This window comes from Sphingobium naphthae (assembly GCF_043589935.1).
Taxonomy (GTDB): domain Bacteria; phylum Pseudomonadota; class Alphaproteobacteria; order Sphingomonadales; family Sphingomonadaceae; genus Sphingobium; species Sphingobium naphthae_A.
Genome location: NZ_CP171456.1, coordinates 114,104 through 129,758, shown reverse-complemented (window position 1 = coordinate 129,758; position 15,655 = coordinate 114,104). Strand labels below are relative to the sequence as shown.

The following is a 15,655-nucleotide window of genomic DNA, read 5'->3' as shown; positions in this document are numbered from 1 at the left end:
GCTGGTCGGCAACCGACGCCGCGTGAGCGGCAATTATCCTCGAAACCCGGCTTTTTTGCCGGACGTTCGGCTACCGGCCATCAGCGGAAGTCTCGCGGCTTGATCTTGATGCCCTCGGTTGGCTGGCCCGGGATGATACCCGATCCTAACCGCAGATCGGGGATATAGATGTCGCGAGGGTCTCGACCGAGCGGCCGCTGCTCGCGGTCGCGCGGGTCGGGTGCCATCGGGTTCCTGACGATATCCGCACGGCTCACCCGGTAGATATCGGCGACGTCGGTGCGGCGTCCGACGCTCGCCAGCATGCCCGACAGATCATCGAGCCGCTGCGCAATGACATGGATCACCTCGCCTTCGCGCTGGACCTGACCGCGCACCCCCATCATCGACGCGCCCAGGACAGTGCGGCGGTTCTTCTCGAAGACATTGGTCCATACGACGAGATTGGCGACATCCGTCTCATCCTCGAGCGTGATGAACATCACGCCCTTGGCGCTGCCGGGCTTCTGGCGGACCAGCACCAGCCCGGCCAGTTCGATCCAGCGCCCGTCGCGCGTGGTGCGCAACTGCTCGCAGGTGATCATCCGGCGCGCCTTGAGCTCGTCGCGCAGGAACGCAACCGGATGCGCGCGCAGCGACAGACCTGAGGCGCGATAATCCTCGACCACCTCCGCGCCTTCACCCATCTCGGCCAGGATGACGCTGGGCTCAATCGCTTCCTCGCGCAGCTTGCCGGCCCGCTCGTCCGCTGCTGCGAACAGCGGCAGCGCCGCGTTCCCGAGGCCCTTCACCGCCCAGAGGCCCGATCGCCGGTCGGCGCCGAGCGATCCGAACCCGTCGGCATCGCCAATCCGGTCCAGCGCGCCGCGCCCGACACCGGCACGGTGCTGGATTTCCTCGATGCTGGTATAGGGCCTGCCGCCCCGCGCGGTGATGATCGCCGCTGCATCCGCATTGGCCAGATCGCGCGCCATGCGCAGGCCGAGCCGCACCGCCTTGTAGCGACCGCGGCCCTCTTCAAGCGTGCAATCCCAGCGACTGGCATTGACGTCGATCGGGCGGATCTCGACGCCATGCTCGCGCGCGTCGCGCACGATCTGCGCCGGGGCATAGAAACCCATCGGCTGCGCATTGAGGAGGCTCGCGCAGAAGGCGTCGGGATGATGGCATTTCATCCAGGACGAGGCATAGGCGATCAGCGCGAAGCTGGCGGCATGGCTTTCGGGAAAGCCATAGGAGCCGAAGCCTTCAATTTGCTTAAAAGTTTTCTCGGCGAACTCCTGATCATAGCCCCGGCTGACCATGCCGCTGATGAGCTTGTCGCGGAAATGGCTGACGCCGCCTGTCAATTTGAACGTCGCCATCGCACGGCGCAGCAGGTCCGCCTCGCTGGCCGTAAAGCCCGCGCATTCGATCGCCACGCGCATGGCCTGTTCCTGAAAGAGCGGCACGCCGAGCGTCTTTTCCAGCACGCGGCGCAATTCCTCGGTCGGATAGGTCACCTCCTCCTCGCCGTTGCGACGGCGGCGATAGGGATGGACCATGTCGCCCTGGATCGGGCCGGGCCGCACGATCGCGACCTGGATGACGAGATCGTAGAAGGTTTTGGGCGCCATCAGCGGGATCGAGGCCATCTGCGCGCGGGACTCGATCTGGAAGACGCCCAATGTGTCGGCCCTGCGGATCATCGCATAGGTCGCGGGATCCTCGGCCGGGATGGTCGCGAGGTCGTGCCGCAGCCCCTTGTCGTTCTCGAGAAACTCGAACGCGCGGCGCATGCAGCTCAACATGCCGAGCGCAAGCACATCGACCTTCATGAAGCCGAGAAGATCGATATCGTCTTTATCCCATTCTATCACCTGGCGATCGTCCATCGCCGCCGGTTCGATCGGCACCAGTTCGTCGAGCCGGTCACGGGTCAGCACGAAGCCACCGGGATGCTGGGACAGATGACGCGGGGTGTCGATCAGTTGGCGGGCGAGGTCGAGCGTCAGCGCGAGGCGGGTGTCGCTCAAATCGAGGTTGAGCTCCTGCGCGTGCTTCTCCTCCACCCCCTCGCGGCTATAGCCCCAGATCGCCCCGGCCAGACCCGCCGTCACATCCTCCGACAGGCCGAGCGCCTTGCCGACTTCGCGCACCGCGCCGCGCGCCCGGAAGCGGGTCACGACGGCGGTGAGCGCCGATCGCGTTCGGCCATAGGTCTCGTAGATCCACTGGATCACCTCCTCGCGCCGCTCATGTTCGAAATCGACGTCGATATCGGGCGGCTCGCGCCGCTCGGCCGACACGAAGCGTTCGAACAGCAATTCCGAGCGCACCGGATCGATCGAGGTGATGCCGAGGACATAACAGACCGCGCTGTTCGCCGCTGACCCGCGCCCCTGGCACAGGATCTCGCGCCGCCGGGCCTCGGCCACGATCGCATGGACGGTCAGGAAATAGGGGGCGTAATCGAGTTGCCCGATGAGCTGGAGCTCATGTTCGAGCTGCCGGCGCACCTTGTTGTCGACGCCTTGCGGATAGCGCATCGGCGCCTTCTCCCAGGTCAGCCGTTCCAGTTCTTCCTGCGGGGTGCGGCCGGGCACCTGGATCTCGTCGGGATATTGATATTTGAGCTCGTCGAGACTGAATGCGCAGCGCCTAGCGAATTCCACGCTGCGCGCGACCGGGCTGCTATCCTTGAGATAGCGCCGGAACAGCCGCGTCATCTCCGCGCCGGTCTTGAGATAACGGTCGGCGAACCGCTCGCGCGTGCGGCCCAGCGTGTCGATCGTGCATTTCTCGCGGATGCAGGTGACGACATCCTGCAGCTGGCGGCGTTCGGGCACATGATAGAGGACGTCGTTGGTCGCGATCGTCGGCACGCCTGCGGCGGCGGCGATCCGCGACAGGTCGCGCAGCCGGATTGCGTCCTTTGGCCGCCGCCGGACCGACAGCGCCATATAGGTGCGCTCGCCAAACAGCCGCTTCGTGCGCGCCAGCGCGGCCTGCGTCGTGGCATCGGCCCGGTCGGGGACGAGCATCGCCAGCAGTCCCTCGTTCCAGTCGGCCACATCCGACCAGTCGAGATGGCAGGCCCCCTTGCCCGCGCGCGTCTTGCCGATGCTGAGCAGTCGGCACAGGCGTCCATAGGCCGCCTTGTCGGTGGGATAGACGAGGAGGGCGGTGCCATCGGTGAGATCGAGCCGGCAGCCGACGATCGCGCGGACGCCGGTCTGCCGCTCCGCGTCCCATGCGCGCACGATCCCGGCGACCGAATGGCGGTCGACGACGCCAAGCGCGGGCATCTCCATCGCCGCTGCCGTCGCGAACAGATCCTCGGGGCTCGATGCCCCGCGCAGGAAACTGAAATGCGTCGTCACCTGCAGTTCGACATAGCCCGGTTTGCCCGCGCTCATGCGAAGGCGCCGTGGATGAACCAGCGCATCGGGCCGGTCGCGGCGCTCTCGCCGTCGCCGGCGCGGAACAGCCAATAGCGGCCGCCACTCACCGTCTCGACCTGATAATAATCGCGCACGCTGAGCGGCTGTCGCCCCTCGATGCCGCCATCGCGCCACCATTCGCCATGCAGCCGCTCCGGACCGTCGCCCTGCGTCACCCGGTATCGCTTGCCGCGCCAGATGAACATGCGCGGTGCATCGTCGGGCAACAGCGCGATCACCTCGATCGGTTCTGGTTTGGCCAGCATACGCGCCGGGCGGGGCAGATCATCGTCCCATCCCATGCCGCGCGCCTCACCCAACGCCGGCGCGCCGGTCGCGGAGCGTTCGGGCATGCCGCTCGGGCAAGGCGCCATCCGGTGCAGGTTTCTGGAGCCGAAGCGGTTGGCGAGCGTATCGACCAGCGCAGCCAGATCGGGCCCGCGCCGGCCCAGCTGTTCGAGGCTTTCGCCCTGTCGCGGCGCGGCCGCCTCCATCAGCGAGACCAGCAGCGTCATCGCCTCGATGCCAAGACCCGGTTCAACCGTTTCGATCTTCGCGCAGAGCAATTTGGCGAGATGCCCCGCATCCCGGCTCGGCGTCGCCGTCCCGATGCGGATGACCTGACAATGGCCATCGACACGGTGGAAATAGCAATCGAGACGCCTGCCTCCGCGTCCTGCGCGGACAAGCTGTTCGACAATGTCGGCGACGAGATCGCCGATCACCTGGGCGAAAGCCTCGGGCGTCGCGATCGGCTCCATGAAACCGCGCCGCGCACGCGGCATCTGTTCCGGAAAGATCGGCTCTATGGGTTCGGCGACCTGTCCGATGGCCTGGTCGAGACGGCGATGCAGGCTGCGGCCAAACCGCTTGGCGAGCGGCGCGCGGGGTGCGCCGAGCAGTTGTTCGACCCGCTCGAAGCCAAGCTTGCGCAGCCCCTCGACGATTTCGGCTTCGAGCCGCAGCGCCGGGATCGGGAGCAGCTCCATCGCCCTGCGATGTTGCCCCGGTTCGATGACGACGGGCCTGCCGTCGCGGACATGCCGTGCGACCGCGTGCGCGCAGCCCGCCGTGTCGGCGACCGCGATATGCACCGCGACGCCGAAGGCCGCGATGCGGCGATGCAGATCCTTGAGCAGGGCGGTTTCGCTGCCGAAGAGCGAGGCGCAGCCGGTGATGTCGATCCACAGCCCGTCCGGGGCGTCGGGCGCCACGATCGGCGAATAGCGCTGCCCGGCCCACAGGGCGAGGCGCCGCAGGCCGTCCATGTCAGCGTCGGGCAGCGCGTCGATGACCTCCAGTTCGGGCGCAAGCATCCGCGCCTTGGTGACGGTCATGCCGGGCATAACGCCGAGCGCGCGTGCGGCAGCATCCACCGCCGCGACGATCCGGCGGCCATGGTCAGGAATTGCGGTGACGAGCGGTCCATCGGGCGTGGTGCTGCAACGCCCTTCAGGCGGCGATTTGGCTGTCGCCCGCCGCAGCCGGTCGGTCGACCAGTGCGGCAGGTAGACCGATACGACCCGTCGCATCGCAGCCCTCCACAATCCATGCGTGCGGATTACCGCCGCGTACGCGCTCCAGCGCCAGCTGCCATCGCGGACGGCCAAGGCTCGGGATGCCGAGATCCTCGCTCGGGCTCGCGGTCACCCGCCAGCGCGTGATCGCCGCCGTGCCCTCGGCCGCTTGCGCGACTTTCGACGCGCGCCGGAAGATGAAAGCCGGCACGCCCGACGCTTCGGCTGCGAGCTGCAGCCGCTTGGAGGCGGTGGTGCTGTATTTGCCGATCTCGCCCACGACGCCGCCGATCCCGGCATGGCGCAGGCATTCCTCCATCGCGAGCAGCACATTAGTGTCGCTGCCCGCCTCGACATAGATCACCCGGTCAGGATGCAGTCCCGCGAGGTGGAGCGCGGGGGCAAACAGGTCGCGCCATCGCAGGCACCACAGCACCGGCCCCTCCATCCGCGCGAGAATGCCGGCCAGGAACACCGTCGCGCTTGCATCGTCGGCAAGGTCTGGGCTGCCCGCGACCTCATGGAGCGCGCCGCCGGCAATACCGCCGCCCGGCAGGCGCGAGTCGATCGCCTCGATCCCGAACGGCGTGGTTGCGTGGCATACGCCTTTGCCCTCGATCTGCGCAATATGCGCTCGCAGCTGATCAAGGACGGTGGCTTCACGCATGGCATTCAAAAGACTCGGGGTTTGATATGTTCTCTTTTTGTTCATACTGCTGCGATCGAGAGTCAAGCACCGGGTCCGTTCCGACTTGTTGACAGGAGGGCCCAAGTTGCGGGGGAGCGGGCATTTCATCTTTGAGAAAAAATTTTGCGGCCGGGCGGCGCGCGCCTGCGCGCAGGCTATGACGGCATCATCATGACCGCCTCTTTCGACCTTGACCGATTCGTCGCCGCACAGGCGCAGATCTATAACACGGCCCTTGGCGAGATCCGCCGCGGCGCCAAGCGCAGTCACTGGATGTGGTTCATCTTTCCGCAGATCGCCGGTCTCGGGTCGAGCGAGATGGCGCGGCGCTACGCGATCGCATCACTCGACGAGGCGCGCGCCTATCTTGCGCACCCGGTGCTGGGTGCCCGGCTGCGCGATTGCGTGGCGGCGCTGCAGGACCTCACCGGCACCAGTGCCGAGGCGGTGTTCGGTGGCATCGATGCGCTGAAGCTGCGCTCGTCCCTCACCCTGTTCGTCGAAGCCGGGGGCGGGGGGCTGTTCACGGCCGCGCTCGATCGCTGGTTTGGCGGCGAGGCCGATGCAGCGACGCTGGCGCGCCTGGCCCCGCGCTGAGGCGAGGAACCGCTCGCGCGTCGATCGGTTCTAAAAGACGAGGCCGCTTGTTTCCCCCCGCTCATGCGGCCCCTGATACGGACCCGCCGGTTCCCCCGTTCCGGCGGGTCCATTTCTTCCTCTTTCTGGACCTGAGCATAGGCGCCGTGACGCCTATCGCGCGCGGCACCAGTCGGGCTTGGGCTGGCGGCGCAGCCAGGGCCGTGCTGCGCCGATGCTGATCAGCCTTGCGGCCAGATCGCGCCCGTCGAGCGTGACGCGCGCGACAGTGCGATTATAGCTGCGCCCGATCCGCTCGAAGCGGATCGTCTTGCCATCGAGCAGGGCTTTCGCCTGGCGGGTCGCCGCCTTGCCGCGCGCGAGCTCGGCAGCGCATTTGGCCTGGCCGGCGCGGCTCTCGGGCGCATCGATATCGGCGATCCGAATCCGCTCGCCACTCATCAGGCGAAAGGTGTCGCCGTCGGTCACAGAGCGGATTTTGCCGGTCGCGGCGGGGAGCGCTGCCGCGCTCGACAGGGAGCAAACGAACAACAGGGCTGCGAGGGCGTGTCGGTAGGAAAGGGTCATCGGCCCCGCTCTAGCCGTCCTGACCATCACGAACAAAGGGGCAACCGGCGCGGCGTGCATCCTGGGCGACGGGGTCGGTGGCGGGACGTCTCATGCCGGCCGACGGGATCACCCCGCTCTTTGAGGCGCAATCCTTGGTCGCTCCCGCGGACCTATTCGATCAACCCGTAAAGGGTCCGTACGCTCACGCTACGGCCTTTTGCCGTGCCGCCAAAAGGTGATCGCGGCCACGGGAGCGACGCTTCGGGCGCCAGTCGAGCGGGGATGAACCCGCCGGCACCACAAGGAGCCTCGATATGTTCACCGATCTTGGGACCGCCCGCAAAAGCGCACTCACTCTCTCGAAGACCCTGATGGCCGCCACGATGGTCATCGCAATCGGAACGCAGTTCGCCGTCATCACCGCCGACGACTTCGATGGCGACGTCGCCGTGCTCAACGAATATGATCCCTTCGCCTGACAATCAGGCGGGGGCTGCCGCCCCCGCCGCCTTTCGAGATCCGTTGCCATTGGAAGACCTGCCGAGCCAGACCAGCGCCCATTATCTGCACTCGACCCTGCGCGAGCGCATTGTCGAGCATGTCTTTGTAGGCGAGGCGCTGCGGCGTCTATGGCAGCGCGGGATTACCGGAGTCGAGGTGCTGCGCTCGGAGTTCGATGCCGGCGGCTATGATCTGGTGATGAGCTACAAGGCGATTACCCGGCATATCCAGTTCAAGACGGTGACCTTGGGCGGGCGGGCGCCGCGCGTGACCGCAAACCTCAAACTCATGGAGAAGCCGAGCGGCTGCATCATCTGGATCGTGGTGTCACCCGACCTCGATCTCCTGTCCTATCTCTGGTTCGGCAATGCGCCCGATGTGCCGTTGCCCGATATTCGCGGCTTTCCGGTCGCACGCCATGCCAAGGGAACGGCGCAGGGCAAGAAGAACGAAAGACCGATGCACCGGGTGATCGCCAAGGGACAATTCGAGAAGGTCGCGACGCTCGATCTGATCCTGACCAGATTGTTCGGTCCGCTGGATTGAGGGAGGTCGGGGCACCGGCTGCGCCGGACCGGGCTCTAGGCTGACGCCCCGAGCCCCGTGCCGGGTCTCGGCCCTGCCGGGTAACGATCCCTTGCTGGAAAGGCGATTGCTCTAGCGGGCGGTCGGCCCAAGCAGCGTCTCGGCCGTGACCGGCGCGACGCCATTGGCGAGGCCCTCGGCGAGGCCGGGATCGCCCAGCAATGTTCGCCATGGACCGCCATAGCCGGGCGAGGCCAGATAGAAGGCCGCACCGTCACAGGCGACCATGCGGCAGCGCTCCTGTACGTCGATGAGCGAACCGCTGCTGCCATGGCGCGCGACCATGTCGTCCAGGTCGACACGCATCAGCGCCCCGCACCGCCGGCATTGGCTGCGCACCAGGACTTTGTGCCGCTGCATCGCGCCGATGCTGCGCAGCGCGACAGGCCAGAGGATGTGAAGAGCAGCGGTCATCGGGCAATGATAGTCCGCGTCACCGTCCGGTCCAGCATTCTGATGCCCGTCCAGCGAAATCACCTGTTCCTGTGTGCCGCCCAAAGCTCGGGTGTCATCACCATGTCCGGGTCTCGCCGAGGCGCTGTCCCGCGCAAGCCCGTGGCCGGGCTTCTCCACTGCCGTTGCGACCCTACGGGTGCGCGAGCCTGCTGTGCCCCGGCGCGCCGGCCCGTGTTGAAAGACCCCGATCGGCGGGGTTTCGAACGCACAGGACAGATCGCATGCCCGAGCATCAGAGCCATACCTCTTCGCAGCCCGATCGCACTGCAACCATCGCCCAGCTCAATGACGCGCTGCGCCGCTCACTCACCCAGCCAGGCCATAACCGCGTGGTCATGACCATCGGCGTTCAGAGCCTGATCGGCGACGTCAGCCTGTTCCGCAACTTTCAGGCCCGGGCGCAATTGCTGCGCACCATCCGCGACTATGACAGCTTCGGTCCCGACGTGGATCCGCATGGCGAGCGCGATTTCGGCCGGTTCACCTTCCGCGACGCGGTGCTCTACTGGAAGATCGACTATTATGACCGCGCGCTGGAGTTCGGCTCGCCCGATCCGACCGACGAGAATGTCACCACGCGCGTGCTGACCATTCTTCTCGCGCAAGAGTATTAAGCCATGCTGGCCCCGCGCGGCGGGGCCAGCCCTCCTCATGAAGGCGGTGCCGGGCAAAGTCTGCTCGAGCAGACTTTGGTGCGCGCTGCGCCGGTCGTGCCGGGGAGACGCCTCATCGCGACCGTATTGAATTCAATACGGTGGGCGCGGATCATCCGGGCAGCGCGAGAGGAGAGAGAGCATATGGTGACGGAGGGGCAGGGGAGCGAGGAACGGCGCTCGGCCTTTCTGCAGCTGCGGGTCACCCCGCAGATGCACGCCGCGATCGCGAGGCTCGCGCTCGACCACGATAATATCACCATCCGCGCGCTCGTCATGAACGCGCTGAAGCAAACCTATGGTCTTGATGTCCCCGATGCGGAACTTCGCGACCAACGCGGCCGGCAGCCCCGGCCCGCGGCTGCTACAGGAGACTGATCATGGCGGAATATTTTTCCCAGCATCCCGATCACGCGATCCTCTTCGGTTTCGCGTGCTTCGCCTTCACCGTCTATCTGTTCCGCGATGTCGGCCCCCGGTTCGGCAGCGGCGGCGGGGACTGGTCGGCGCGCGACCATTATGAGCGCAACCTTCGCAACGGTGGCGACGATTTCTGAGCGCGGCGCCTGGCAGGGAAACATGATGTGAAGACCATCGTCATCAGCCTGCTCAAGGGCGGCGTCGGCAAGACCTTCTTTGCAACCCATCTCGCCTGGTATCTGGCCGAGCAGGCAGGGCGGCGGGTCGCGTTCATTGATCTCGATCCGCAGGGATCTTCGACCCGCCGGCTCGCGAAGGAACGGACCGGCTGGTTTTCCGCCGACCTGTTCGATCCCGACGCAAAACTGGCGCTGGACGACGCAGCCGGCATCACCGTGTTCGCGGCCGATCCGCGTCTCCAGATGGTCAAGGCCGCGCAGGACGTGCATGACTTTATCGTCCGCTTCCGCGAGCTGCCTCACCACTTCGATTATTGTGTGATCGACACCGGACCCAAATGGGACGAGCTCACCTTGAGCGCGATGGCGGTCGCGGACGAAGTCATCGCGCCGGTTCAGGTCGCCGAGGATTCGCTGGAATGCGCCAAGATGCTGCTGACCGCGCTCAAGAAGGCCGAGGGCGCGCGCGGCGGGCGCAAGGTCAATTTCCTCGGGCTGCTGCCCTCGATGGTCAATGCCTTCGACAAGCGGGACATGGACAATGCGGTCAAGCTCACCCAGGCGGTCGGCCCGGCGCTCATGTTCCCGGCCTTCGTGAAGGCGCGCCCGACCTACAAGCATTCGGCCGAGAACCATCATGCGGTCTGGCATGAAACGGGCAGCGGCGCCAAGGCGGCCTCGGACGAGATCCGCTCGATCCTCGCCGAAGTAGAACGGCGCGTCGATGCGCGGGCGAAGGAGAGCGCCTGATGGGCAAATTCGATCAGCGCGCCGAAGAGTTCGGAATGCTCGTGGGCGCGCATGAGAGCGCACGGCGCGTCGAGGACTTGCCGCTCGACTGGGTGATGCCCGACCCCGGCAATCCGCGCACGCACTTCGACGAAGTGGAACTCGCCGAGCTTGCAGCGTCGATCGAGGTGCGCGGCGTGCTGCAGCCGATCATCGTTCGCCCCAGGAATGAGGACGGCAAACATGTCATCCGCATGGGCGAACGGCGCTACCGCGCATCGCTCGCGGCGGGCAAGACGACCATTCCGGCGATCGTCAGCGAAGCGGGGGAGGGCGGTGACGTCCTCGCCGATCAGATCGTCGAGAATGATCAGCGCGCGAGCCTCTCGTCGCGTGAACTCGCGCTTGGCGTCGAGCGCATGCTGGCGCAGGGCAAGACCCAGGCCGAGATCGCCAAGGCGCTCGGCCGGTCCAAGCAGTTCGTCTCGCTCTACGCAGCCTATGGCGAGATGGAGCCTTATCTGCGCGAGGCGATCGACAAGGCCCCCATCCGCGTCCTCTACGATCTCCACCGCGCCGCCCGCAAGCATCCGGTCGAGGTGCGCGGGTTCGTCGCAGGACTGGGCGAGCGTGGCGTCACGCTTGCCGAAGGTAGCCGGTTCATTGCCTCGCTCAAGGGTGCGGTCGATGCCGGTTCCGCGCCTGCGCCCACCGCGCCGGCAGCCGTGCCCGCCGCACCATCGCCAGCCAAGCCGACGGGCCGGGCAGGGCACGCGCGTCCGATCGTGGCGCCCAGCCCCGTCAAGGTGATGGTCGGCGCCCGATCCGCCCGGCTCATATTGCCCGAGCGCGTTCGGGTGGTGTTCGATGACGGCGATGAGGGTGAGGTCGCCTCGCGCGATCTGTCGTTCGAATGAGCGCTGGACTGGAGTAGGCTGTTTCTCAACCTGCGATGAGTCGCTTCGCGCAAGGAGGCATGATGACCGGCGAACTGGACGATATCTGCGCACAGGTGGATTGCCCGAAATGTGGAGCCGAACTGAGTGTTCCGTACCGGCAGATGCGCTTGCAGAAAGCCGCTGCCTGTTCCTGCGGCGCGATGATCCGGCTCGAGGATGATACGCCGATCGCGGCCATCCAGCGCTTGATCGACGAGGCCAACCCGCCGCACCCGGACAATGATGGGTAGCGCTGGCCCCGGCCAACAGCACCACTCACTCCGCGTCAGTAAGCTTGAATTTTCAGATCGAATGATGGCGGCATCCCTCCTTCGGGGATGCCGCCATTTTCTTTTCAACGATCATTTCGGGCTTGCTTGCGCAGCCGGTGAGGCGCTTCTTCCAGAGAGGCTGCGAGTCTGCTTGAGCAGACTATGGAAGGGGTCAATTAAGGTGAGGGCCGGATAGGCTTGTCGCCGGGGATGTTTAACAATAGGATGGCGCATGGCTTTTTTCGGCCTCCGCCTGCCCGATGATCTCGCGGCGCGCTTCGATGCGATGGCAGCCTCCCGCGGCGGCCGCTCGGCACTGCTGCGTGGGCTGGTCGACGAGGCGCTGCGCACGAACGCGGACGATGTCGTGGTGCCGGCGCCTCGCGAGCGCACGACGGGCCGGGTCGAGGTTCGCCTGACCCCGAGCGACCTGGCCTTGCTCGATGCGGCGGCGGAGGCGCGTGGCCTCAAGCGCACCGAATGGATCGTTGCCCTTTTGCGCCGGCGTCTCTTCGGCAAGGCACCGCCACCGCGTCCCGATCGCGCGGCGATCGCGCAGTCCTGGCGCGAGCTCAACCGCATCGGCATCAACCTCAATCAGGCGGTCCACGCTCTGCACGCCGCGACGATGGTCGATTCCGGCCTCGACCTCGCACGGGAGGCCGCTCGCGTTGCGTCCTTCCGCGATGATGTGGACAAGAAGCTCGCGGCGCTGGGCCAGGCGCTCAAGGGCGATGCGAGCTATTGGGATACGCCGGCATGAGCGGCGGCGACGAAGACGTCCTGCCGCTCCCGAGCCTGATGGAGGCCTGGCGCCCGCCGAGCGGCGGCAAGCGTACGTTGAAAGGCGCGACGTTGCGGATACGGGGCGGCCGGAGCAGTGCGGGCGGTGATGGCTCGGCCATGCTCACGCCCGCGCAGGCGCGCGCCAAGCTCGAGCGCATCGTGCGCAAGGCGCCCGAGGTCATGGTCAAGATCTCGGGCAAGCAGCGGGGGCCTGCGCATCTCTCCGAGCATTTCGGCTACATCTCGCGGCATGGCAAACTCGAGGTGCGCAGCAGTGAAGGCGAGATCATCACCGACGAGAAGCGGCTGAAGGCAATCGCCAGCGACTGGGCGATGCTCGACGATGCGATGAACCCGACTGGACGCGATCGGCCGACGTCGATGTCGATGGTGCTGTCGATGCCGGGCGGCACGACCGATGCCGCGACCATCCATGACGCAGTTCAGGCTTTTGCCCGCGTCGAGTTTGAGGGGCAGTTTGCCTATATGGTCGCGCTGCACACCGACACGGACCATCCCCATGTTCATCTGACCGTCGCCACCCAGGGCGAGGACGGCACCCGGTTCAATCCGCGCAAAGCCGACCTGCATCATTGGCGTGAAAGCTTTGCGCATGAGCTGCGCGAGCGGGGGGGCGCCGCCGAAGCCACGCCGCGCCGGGCGCGGGGCCATGTCCAGAAGCGCATCCGCTCTTCGGCGCGGCATCTCGACGCGCGGACCGACGGCCTTGGCGCAGGAGAGGGCAAGGGGCTCGACATTCACCGCCTGACCGAAGAGCGCGCTGAAACCTTCGCGAACTCTGCCGAGCCCGAACGCAGGGCCGAGGATGTGGCGGCGCTTGGCCGTCAGAAGTTCATTCGTGCGACCTATGCGCAGGCGGCCGCCGCGCTCGCGGCAACGGGCAAGGAAGAGGATCTGGCGCTGGCGCAGGATGTGACCAGCTTCGTGGCCGCCATGCCGCCGGCCGTGTCCCGGCGCCTTGCCCGTGCGCGTGAGATCATGATGGCGCAGCGCGCAGCCGGGCAGGGGGAGCGCACGCCAGAGATGGGATCCAAGGCTGCGGACAAGCCAGACCGGGAGCCGCACAAGCCGCGTGACCGGGAACGCTGAGCGATCGGTTGCGCCGCGCCGCTAGTTGGGCGGGGCGCTGCGGGCCGCGAGGGTACGTAGCATCGACACCCATTGGTCCAGGATTTCGGCCTGATCGGGATCGGTCTCGCGCGTGACGCGCGCATAGACGCTCAGAGCGCCTGCAAATTCCTCCAGGGATGCGACGCCAGCGCGCGCCAGTAGAGCGCCGATGATCCCGAGGGTCCCGCCGATCGCGCTGACGACCGGATCCTTGTCTTCAGGCTCCATCAAAAAGCTGGAGAGACGGACAGACGTCCACCAAAGCTCAGGTCGTTGATCACGCTCCAGTTCCCTTTGTCGAGCGCTCGCGCCACCCCGAAGCCATCTTCTCCGGACAGCCGGCGGCACGCCCTGAATTATGAGGCGTGCCGGCGTTGGAACCGGGTGTTCGAAACCTGAAACGAGACATGCGCGGCCGCCTTTGGGCCGGGTGGCCTTGGACATACGCGTCCGCCACCCGGTCTCCATAGCTGGGACCGGCTCTCGCTTTTGAAGGTTTCGACGCCTCCACCCATGTCTCCACGGGCAAGGTCAATTAGGCCAGATCGGGTCGAATTTGCAATCACGAAGGCGACTTAGGACGTCGCCAATTCGAATTTTCAACAGGGGAAAGGGAACGCGATACGCTGCTGGGCGCGCGCATCCTTGCTACTCTCGCGCCATGAAACGCCTTCACTCTCGATGGCGGGCTCGACGCGACACCCGCGCTATCTCCACCCTTCGCGAGATCGAGCAGTCGATCGGGGCGCTTGGCGACGAAGATCTTCTCGATCTCGAGGACATATTTGGGACCAGCGACACAGCGCCGCTCGGACGCATGGCGAGGTCGGAAATGGCGCGCAGGGGTCTTCGCGCCTGACTGGCGCTGGCTAGTTCGTCTCCGCCGATTTTGCCGCGCGGCGCGACCACAGCTCGGTGGTCCTGTCCATCTCGATCAACTTGTCCGGGAACACCCGATCCCGGAACGCTTCAACATCGGCGAGCGAGCCGTGCAGCCATCGATCATATTCGTCCTCCTGTAGCAGGACGGGCATTCGGTTGTGGACCGGTGCGATCGCTGCGTTCGCATCGGTCATCAGTCCCGAATAGACTGCACCCCATTCATCGCTGTGCCGCCACATCCCCGCCCAAGCGAAGATCGGGGCATCCTTCACGCGAAACCAGGTCCGGGTCATCGATCCCTTCTCGCCTTCTGCCTCGGCAAATCCCGTCAGCGGAATGAGGCAACGCCACTGAGGCTTGGGCGCGATCCCCCGCCACATGAAGTTGGTGAGATCAGCGATATTGTTGACCGGCTTCGGCTTGATCGGGACACCGGTCTTCTTGCTCTTCATGGGTCGGGGAAAGCCCCAGACCATCGATTCAAGTACCCTCTCGCCATCGGCCTCGCGCACCACCATTCCCGGATATCCCGGCAGGGTCTCCTCGGGCGTGTTGAACGACGCCGGTGCGGCAACACCGAAATGGGCGGCGACCTCGGCAGCGCTTTTGCGCACGGTATAGAGATTACACATGGCTACCCTCGGCGAGGCGACTGTACGGGTTCTTGCTCACTGCCACGCTCAGAGCAATGCCATTTGCGGGCGCAGCGCAACCGGCAGATCGCCGCTGCGCCAGAGATCGTCACTATCGAGTACCTGCATCCGCTCGGCCGCGATGGGCGGGCGAAACTGGAAGCCGATGACATCCTGAATGCTGCCGCCCAGCCAGCGCGCATAATCCTGTGACTCCAGCAGCACGGGCATGCGATCATTATACGGCATGACCGCGCTGTTCGCGTCCATCGTCATGCCGGCATAGACCGGCCCATAGTCCGGCACGTTGCGACAGAAGCCCGCCCAGGCAAGAAGGGGCCGGTCGACGATCGAAAACCAGCTGCGCGTCTTGGCTCTCGCATCGCCGTGCGGATTGGCGAAATGGGTGAGCGGAATGAGGCAGCGATATTGCGGGTGGACGACCATGCTGTCCCACAGCGGATTGGTCAGGTCGGCGACGAGACCGATCCGGCCTGGCGGCTCGTCCCGTTCGCGCATCTCACGGGTGAGCCGCGGAAAGCCCCAGTCCATTTCGCGCAGGATCCGACGGCCGCCCTTTTCGAAGATGACCAGGCCTGGCAGTGCCTCGACAGTCTCCGAAGGGACGACAAGATCAGCCTTCGCCTCGGCATTGAAATGCGCGGCGATGTCGGCAGCTGTACTGATGACTGTGTAGAGCCGTGACATGGCTCACCTC

At 65.9% G+C, this 15,655-nt stretch carries 19 protein-coding genes; 11 read left to right on the top strand and 8 right to left on the bottom strand.

Annotated features, from left to right (window positions below; genetic code table 11):
- Nucleotides 1-80 precede the first annotated feature (80 nt).
- The 3 genes from ACGGKE_RS17865 to ACGGKE_RS17855 are packed head-to-tail and all read right to left on the bottom strand — an operon-like array spanning nucleotide 81 to nucleotide 5,606.
- Nucleotides 81-3,398, bottom strand: a complete 3,318-nt coding sequence (locus ACGGKE_RS17865) for an error-prone DNA polymerase (protein WP_066858779.1) — start codon at nucleotides 3,396-3,398, stop codon at nucleotides 81-83.
- Nucleotides 3,395-4,954, bottom strand: a complete 1,560-nt coding sequence (locus ACGGKE_RS17860) for a DUF6504 family protein (RefSeq protein ID WP_066858781.1) — start codon at nucleotides 4,952-4,954, stop codon at nucleotides 3,395-3,397. The genes ACGGKE_RS17865 and ACGGKE_RS17860 overlap by 4 nt, the downstream gene beginning before the upstream one ends.
- On the bottom strand, nucleotides 4,875-5,606 hold the full coding sequence (locus tag ACGGKE_RS17855) for an ImuA family protein (protein ID WP_394443165.1): 732 nt from the start codon (nucleotides 5,604-5,606) through the stop codon (nucleotides 4,875-4,877). Before ACGGKE_RS17855 ends, ACGGKE_RS17860 begins: the two co-directional genes overlap by 80 nt.
- Before the next feature lie 192 nt (nucleotides 5,607-5,798).
- Between ACGGKE_RS17855 and ACGGKE_RS17850 the strand changes: the two genes are divergently transcribed.
- Nucleotides 5,799-6,224 carry a DUF1810 domain-containing protein gene (locus ACGGKE_RS17850; RefSeq protein WP_037509379.1) on the top strand — a complete coding sequence of 142 codons (426 nt, stop codon included), beginning with the start codon at nucleotides 5,799-5,801 and terminating at the stop codon, nucleotides 6,222-6,224.
- A 153-nt stretch (nucleotides 6,225-6,377) separates the two neighbouring features.
- Here the strand turns inward: ACGGKE_RS17850 and ACGGKE_RS17845 are convergent, their stop codons facing one another.
- The gene (locus ACGGKE_RS17845) at nucleotides 6,378-6,791 is read right to left on the bottom strand and encodes a thermonuclease family protein (protein ID WP_004212806.1); all 414 of its coding nucleotides are present in this window, start codon (nucleotides 6,789-6,791) and stop codon (nucleotides 6,378-6,380) included.
- Between the two features lie 296 nt (nucleotides 6,792-7,087).
- Between ACGGKE_RS17845 and ACGGKE_RS17840 the strand changes: the two genes are divergently transcribed.
- Nucleotides 7,088-7,252, top strand: coding sequence for a hypothetical protein (locus tag ACGGKE_RS17840; RefSeq protein ID WP_004212805.1), 165 nt, complete (start codon nucleotides 7,088-7,090; stop codon nucleotides 7,250-7,252).
- Nucleotides 7,236-7,820: a hypothetical protein gene (locus ACGGKE_RS17835; RefSeq protein ID WP_230588557.1), complete on the top strand. Its 585-nt coding sequence runs from the start codon at nucleotides 7,236-7,238 to the stop codon at nucleotides 7,818-7,820. The genes ACGGKE_RS17840 and ACGGKE_RS17835 overlap by 17 nt, the downstream gene beginning before the upstream one ends.
- A 111-nt stretch (nucleotides 7,821-7,931) precedes the next feature.
- Here ACGGKE_RS17835 and ACGGKE_RS17830 read toward each other — a convergent pair whose 3' ends face one another.
- Nucleotides 7,932-8,273, bottom strand: a complete 342-nt coding sequence (locus ACGGKE_RS17830; protein ID WP_037492277.1) for a hypothetical protein — start codon at nucleotides 8,271-8,273, stop codon at nucleotides 7,932-7,934.
- Between the two features lie 263 nt (nucleotides 8,274-8,536).
- Here ACGGKE_RS17830 and ACGGKE_RS17825 point away from each other — a divergent pair, with 263 nt between their 5' ends.
- From ACGGKE_RS17825 to ACGGKE_RS17790, 8 genes are all read left to right on the top strand, one after another.
- Entirely contained in the window at nucleotides 8,537-8,929 is a 393-nt protein-coding gene (locus ACGGKE_RS17825) for a DUF3768 domain-containing protein (protein WP_004212795.1), read from the top strand.
- 183 nt (nucleotides 8,930-9,112) lie between these two features.
- A complete protein-coding gene (locus ACGGKE_RS17820; protein WP_004212793.1) occupies nucleotides 9,113-9,346 on the top strand; it encodes a hypothetical protein in 234 nt (77 codons plus the stop codon).
- A gap of 2 nt (nucleotides 9,347-9,348) precedes the next feature.
- Nucleotides 9,349-9,525 carry a hypothetical protein gene (locus ACGGKE_RS17815; protein WP_004212791.1) on the top strand — a complete coding sequence of 59 codons (177 nt, stop codon included), beginning with the start codon at nucleotides 9,349-9,351 and terminating at the stop codon, nucleotides 9,523-9,525.
- Nucleotides 9,526-9,552: 27 nt separating this feature from the next.
- Nucleotides 9,553-10,317: a ParA family protein gene (locus ACGGKE_RS17810; protein WP_004212790.1), complete on the top strand. Its 765-nt coding sequence runs from the start codon at nucleotides 9,553-9,555 to the stop codon at nucleotides 10,315-10,317.
- Nucleotides 10,317-11,213, top strand: coding sequence for a ParB/RepB/Spo0J family partition protein (locus ACGGKE_RS17805; RefSeq protein WP_394443159.1), 897 nt, complete (start codon nucleotides 10,317-10,319; stop codon nucleotides 11,211-11,213). The genes ACGGKE_RS17810 and ACGGKE_RS17805 overlap by 1 nt, the downstream gene beginning before the upstream one ends.
- Before the next feature lie 62 nt (nucleotides 11,214-11,275).
- Complete coding sequence (locus tag ACGGKE_RS17800; RefSeq protein ID WP_004212788.1) at nucleotides 11,276-11,485, top strand: hypothetical protein; 210 nt, start codon at nucleotides 11,276-11,278, stop codon at nucleotides 11,483-11,485.
- 253 nt (nucleotides 11,486-11,738) lie between these two features.
- Nucleotides 11,739-12,269: a CopG family ribbon-helix-helix protein gene (locus ACGGKE_RS17795; RefSeq protein WP_004212787.1), complete on the top strand. Its 531-nt coding sequence runs from the start codon at nucleotides 11,739-11,741 to the stop codon at nucleotides 12,267-12,269.
- Nucleotides 12,266-13,402, top strand: coding sequence for a relaxase/mobilization nuclease domain-containing protein (locus ACGGKE_RS17790; protein WP_137405249.1), 1,137 nt, complete (start codon nucleotides 12,266-12,268; stop codon nucleotides 13,400-13,402). Before ACGGKE_RS17795 ends, ACGGKE_RS17790 begins: the two co-directional genes overlap by 4 nt.
- Nucleotides 13,403-13,423: 21 nt before the next feature.
- Here ACGGKE_RS17790 and ACGGKE_RS17785 read toward each other — a convergent pair whose 3' ends face one another.
- The 3 genes from ACGGKE_RS17785 to ACGGKE_RS17775 all read right to left on the bottom strand — a co-directional run bounded on the left by ACGGKE_RS17785 (nucleotide 13,424) and on the right by ACGGKE_RS17775 (nucleotide 15,645).
- Nucleotides 13,424-13,651 carry a hypothetical protein gene (locus tag ACGGKE_RS17785; RefSeq protein ID WP_004212785.1) on the bottom strand — a complete coding sequence of 76 codons (228 nt, stop codon included), beginning with the start codon at nucleotides 13,649-13,651 and terminating at the stop codon, nucleotides 13,424-13,426.
- 641 nt (nucleotides 13,652-14,292) lie between these two features.
- On the bottom strand, nucleotides 14,293-14,937 hold the full coding sequence (locus ACGGKE_RS17780) for an SOS response-associated peptidase (RefSeq protein WP_004212784.1): 645 nt from the start codon (nucleotides 14,935-14,937) through the stop codon (nucleotides 14,293-14,295).
- A gap of 48 nt (nucleotides 14,938-14,985) precedes the next feature.
- Nucleotides 14,986-15,645, bottom strand: coding sequence for an SOS response-associated peptidase family protein (locus tag ACGGKE_RS17775; protein WP_004212783.1), 660 nt, complete (start codon nucleotides 15,643-15,645; stop codon nucleotides 14,986-14,988).
- Nucleotides 15,646-15,655: the final 10 nt, after the last annotated feature.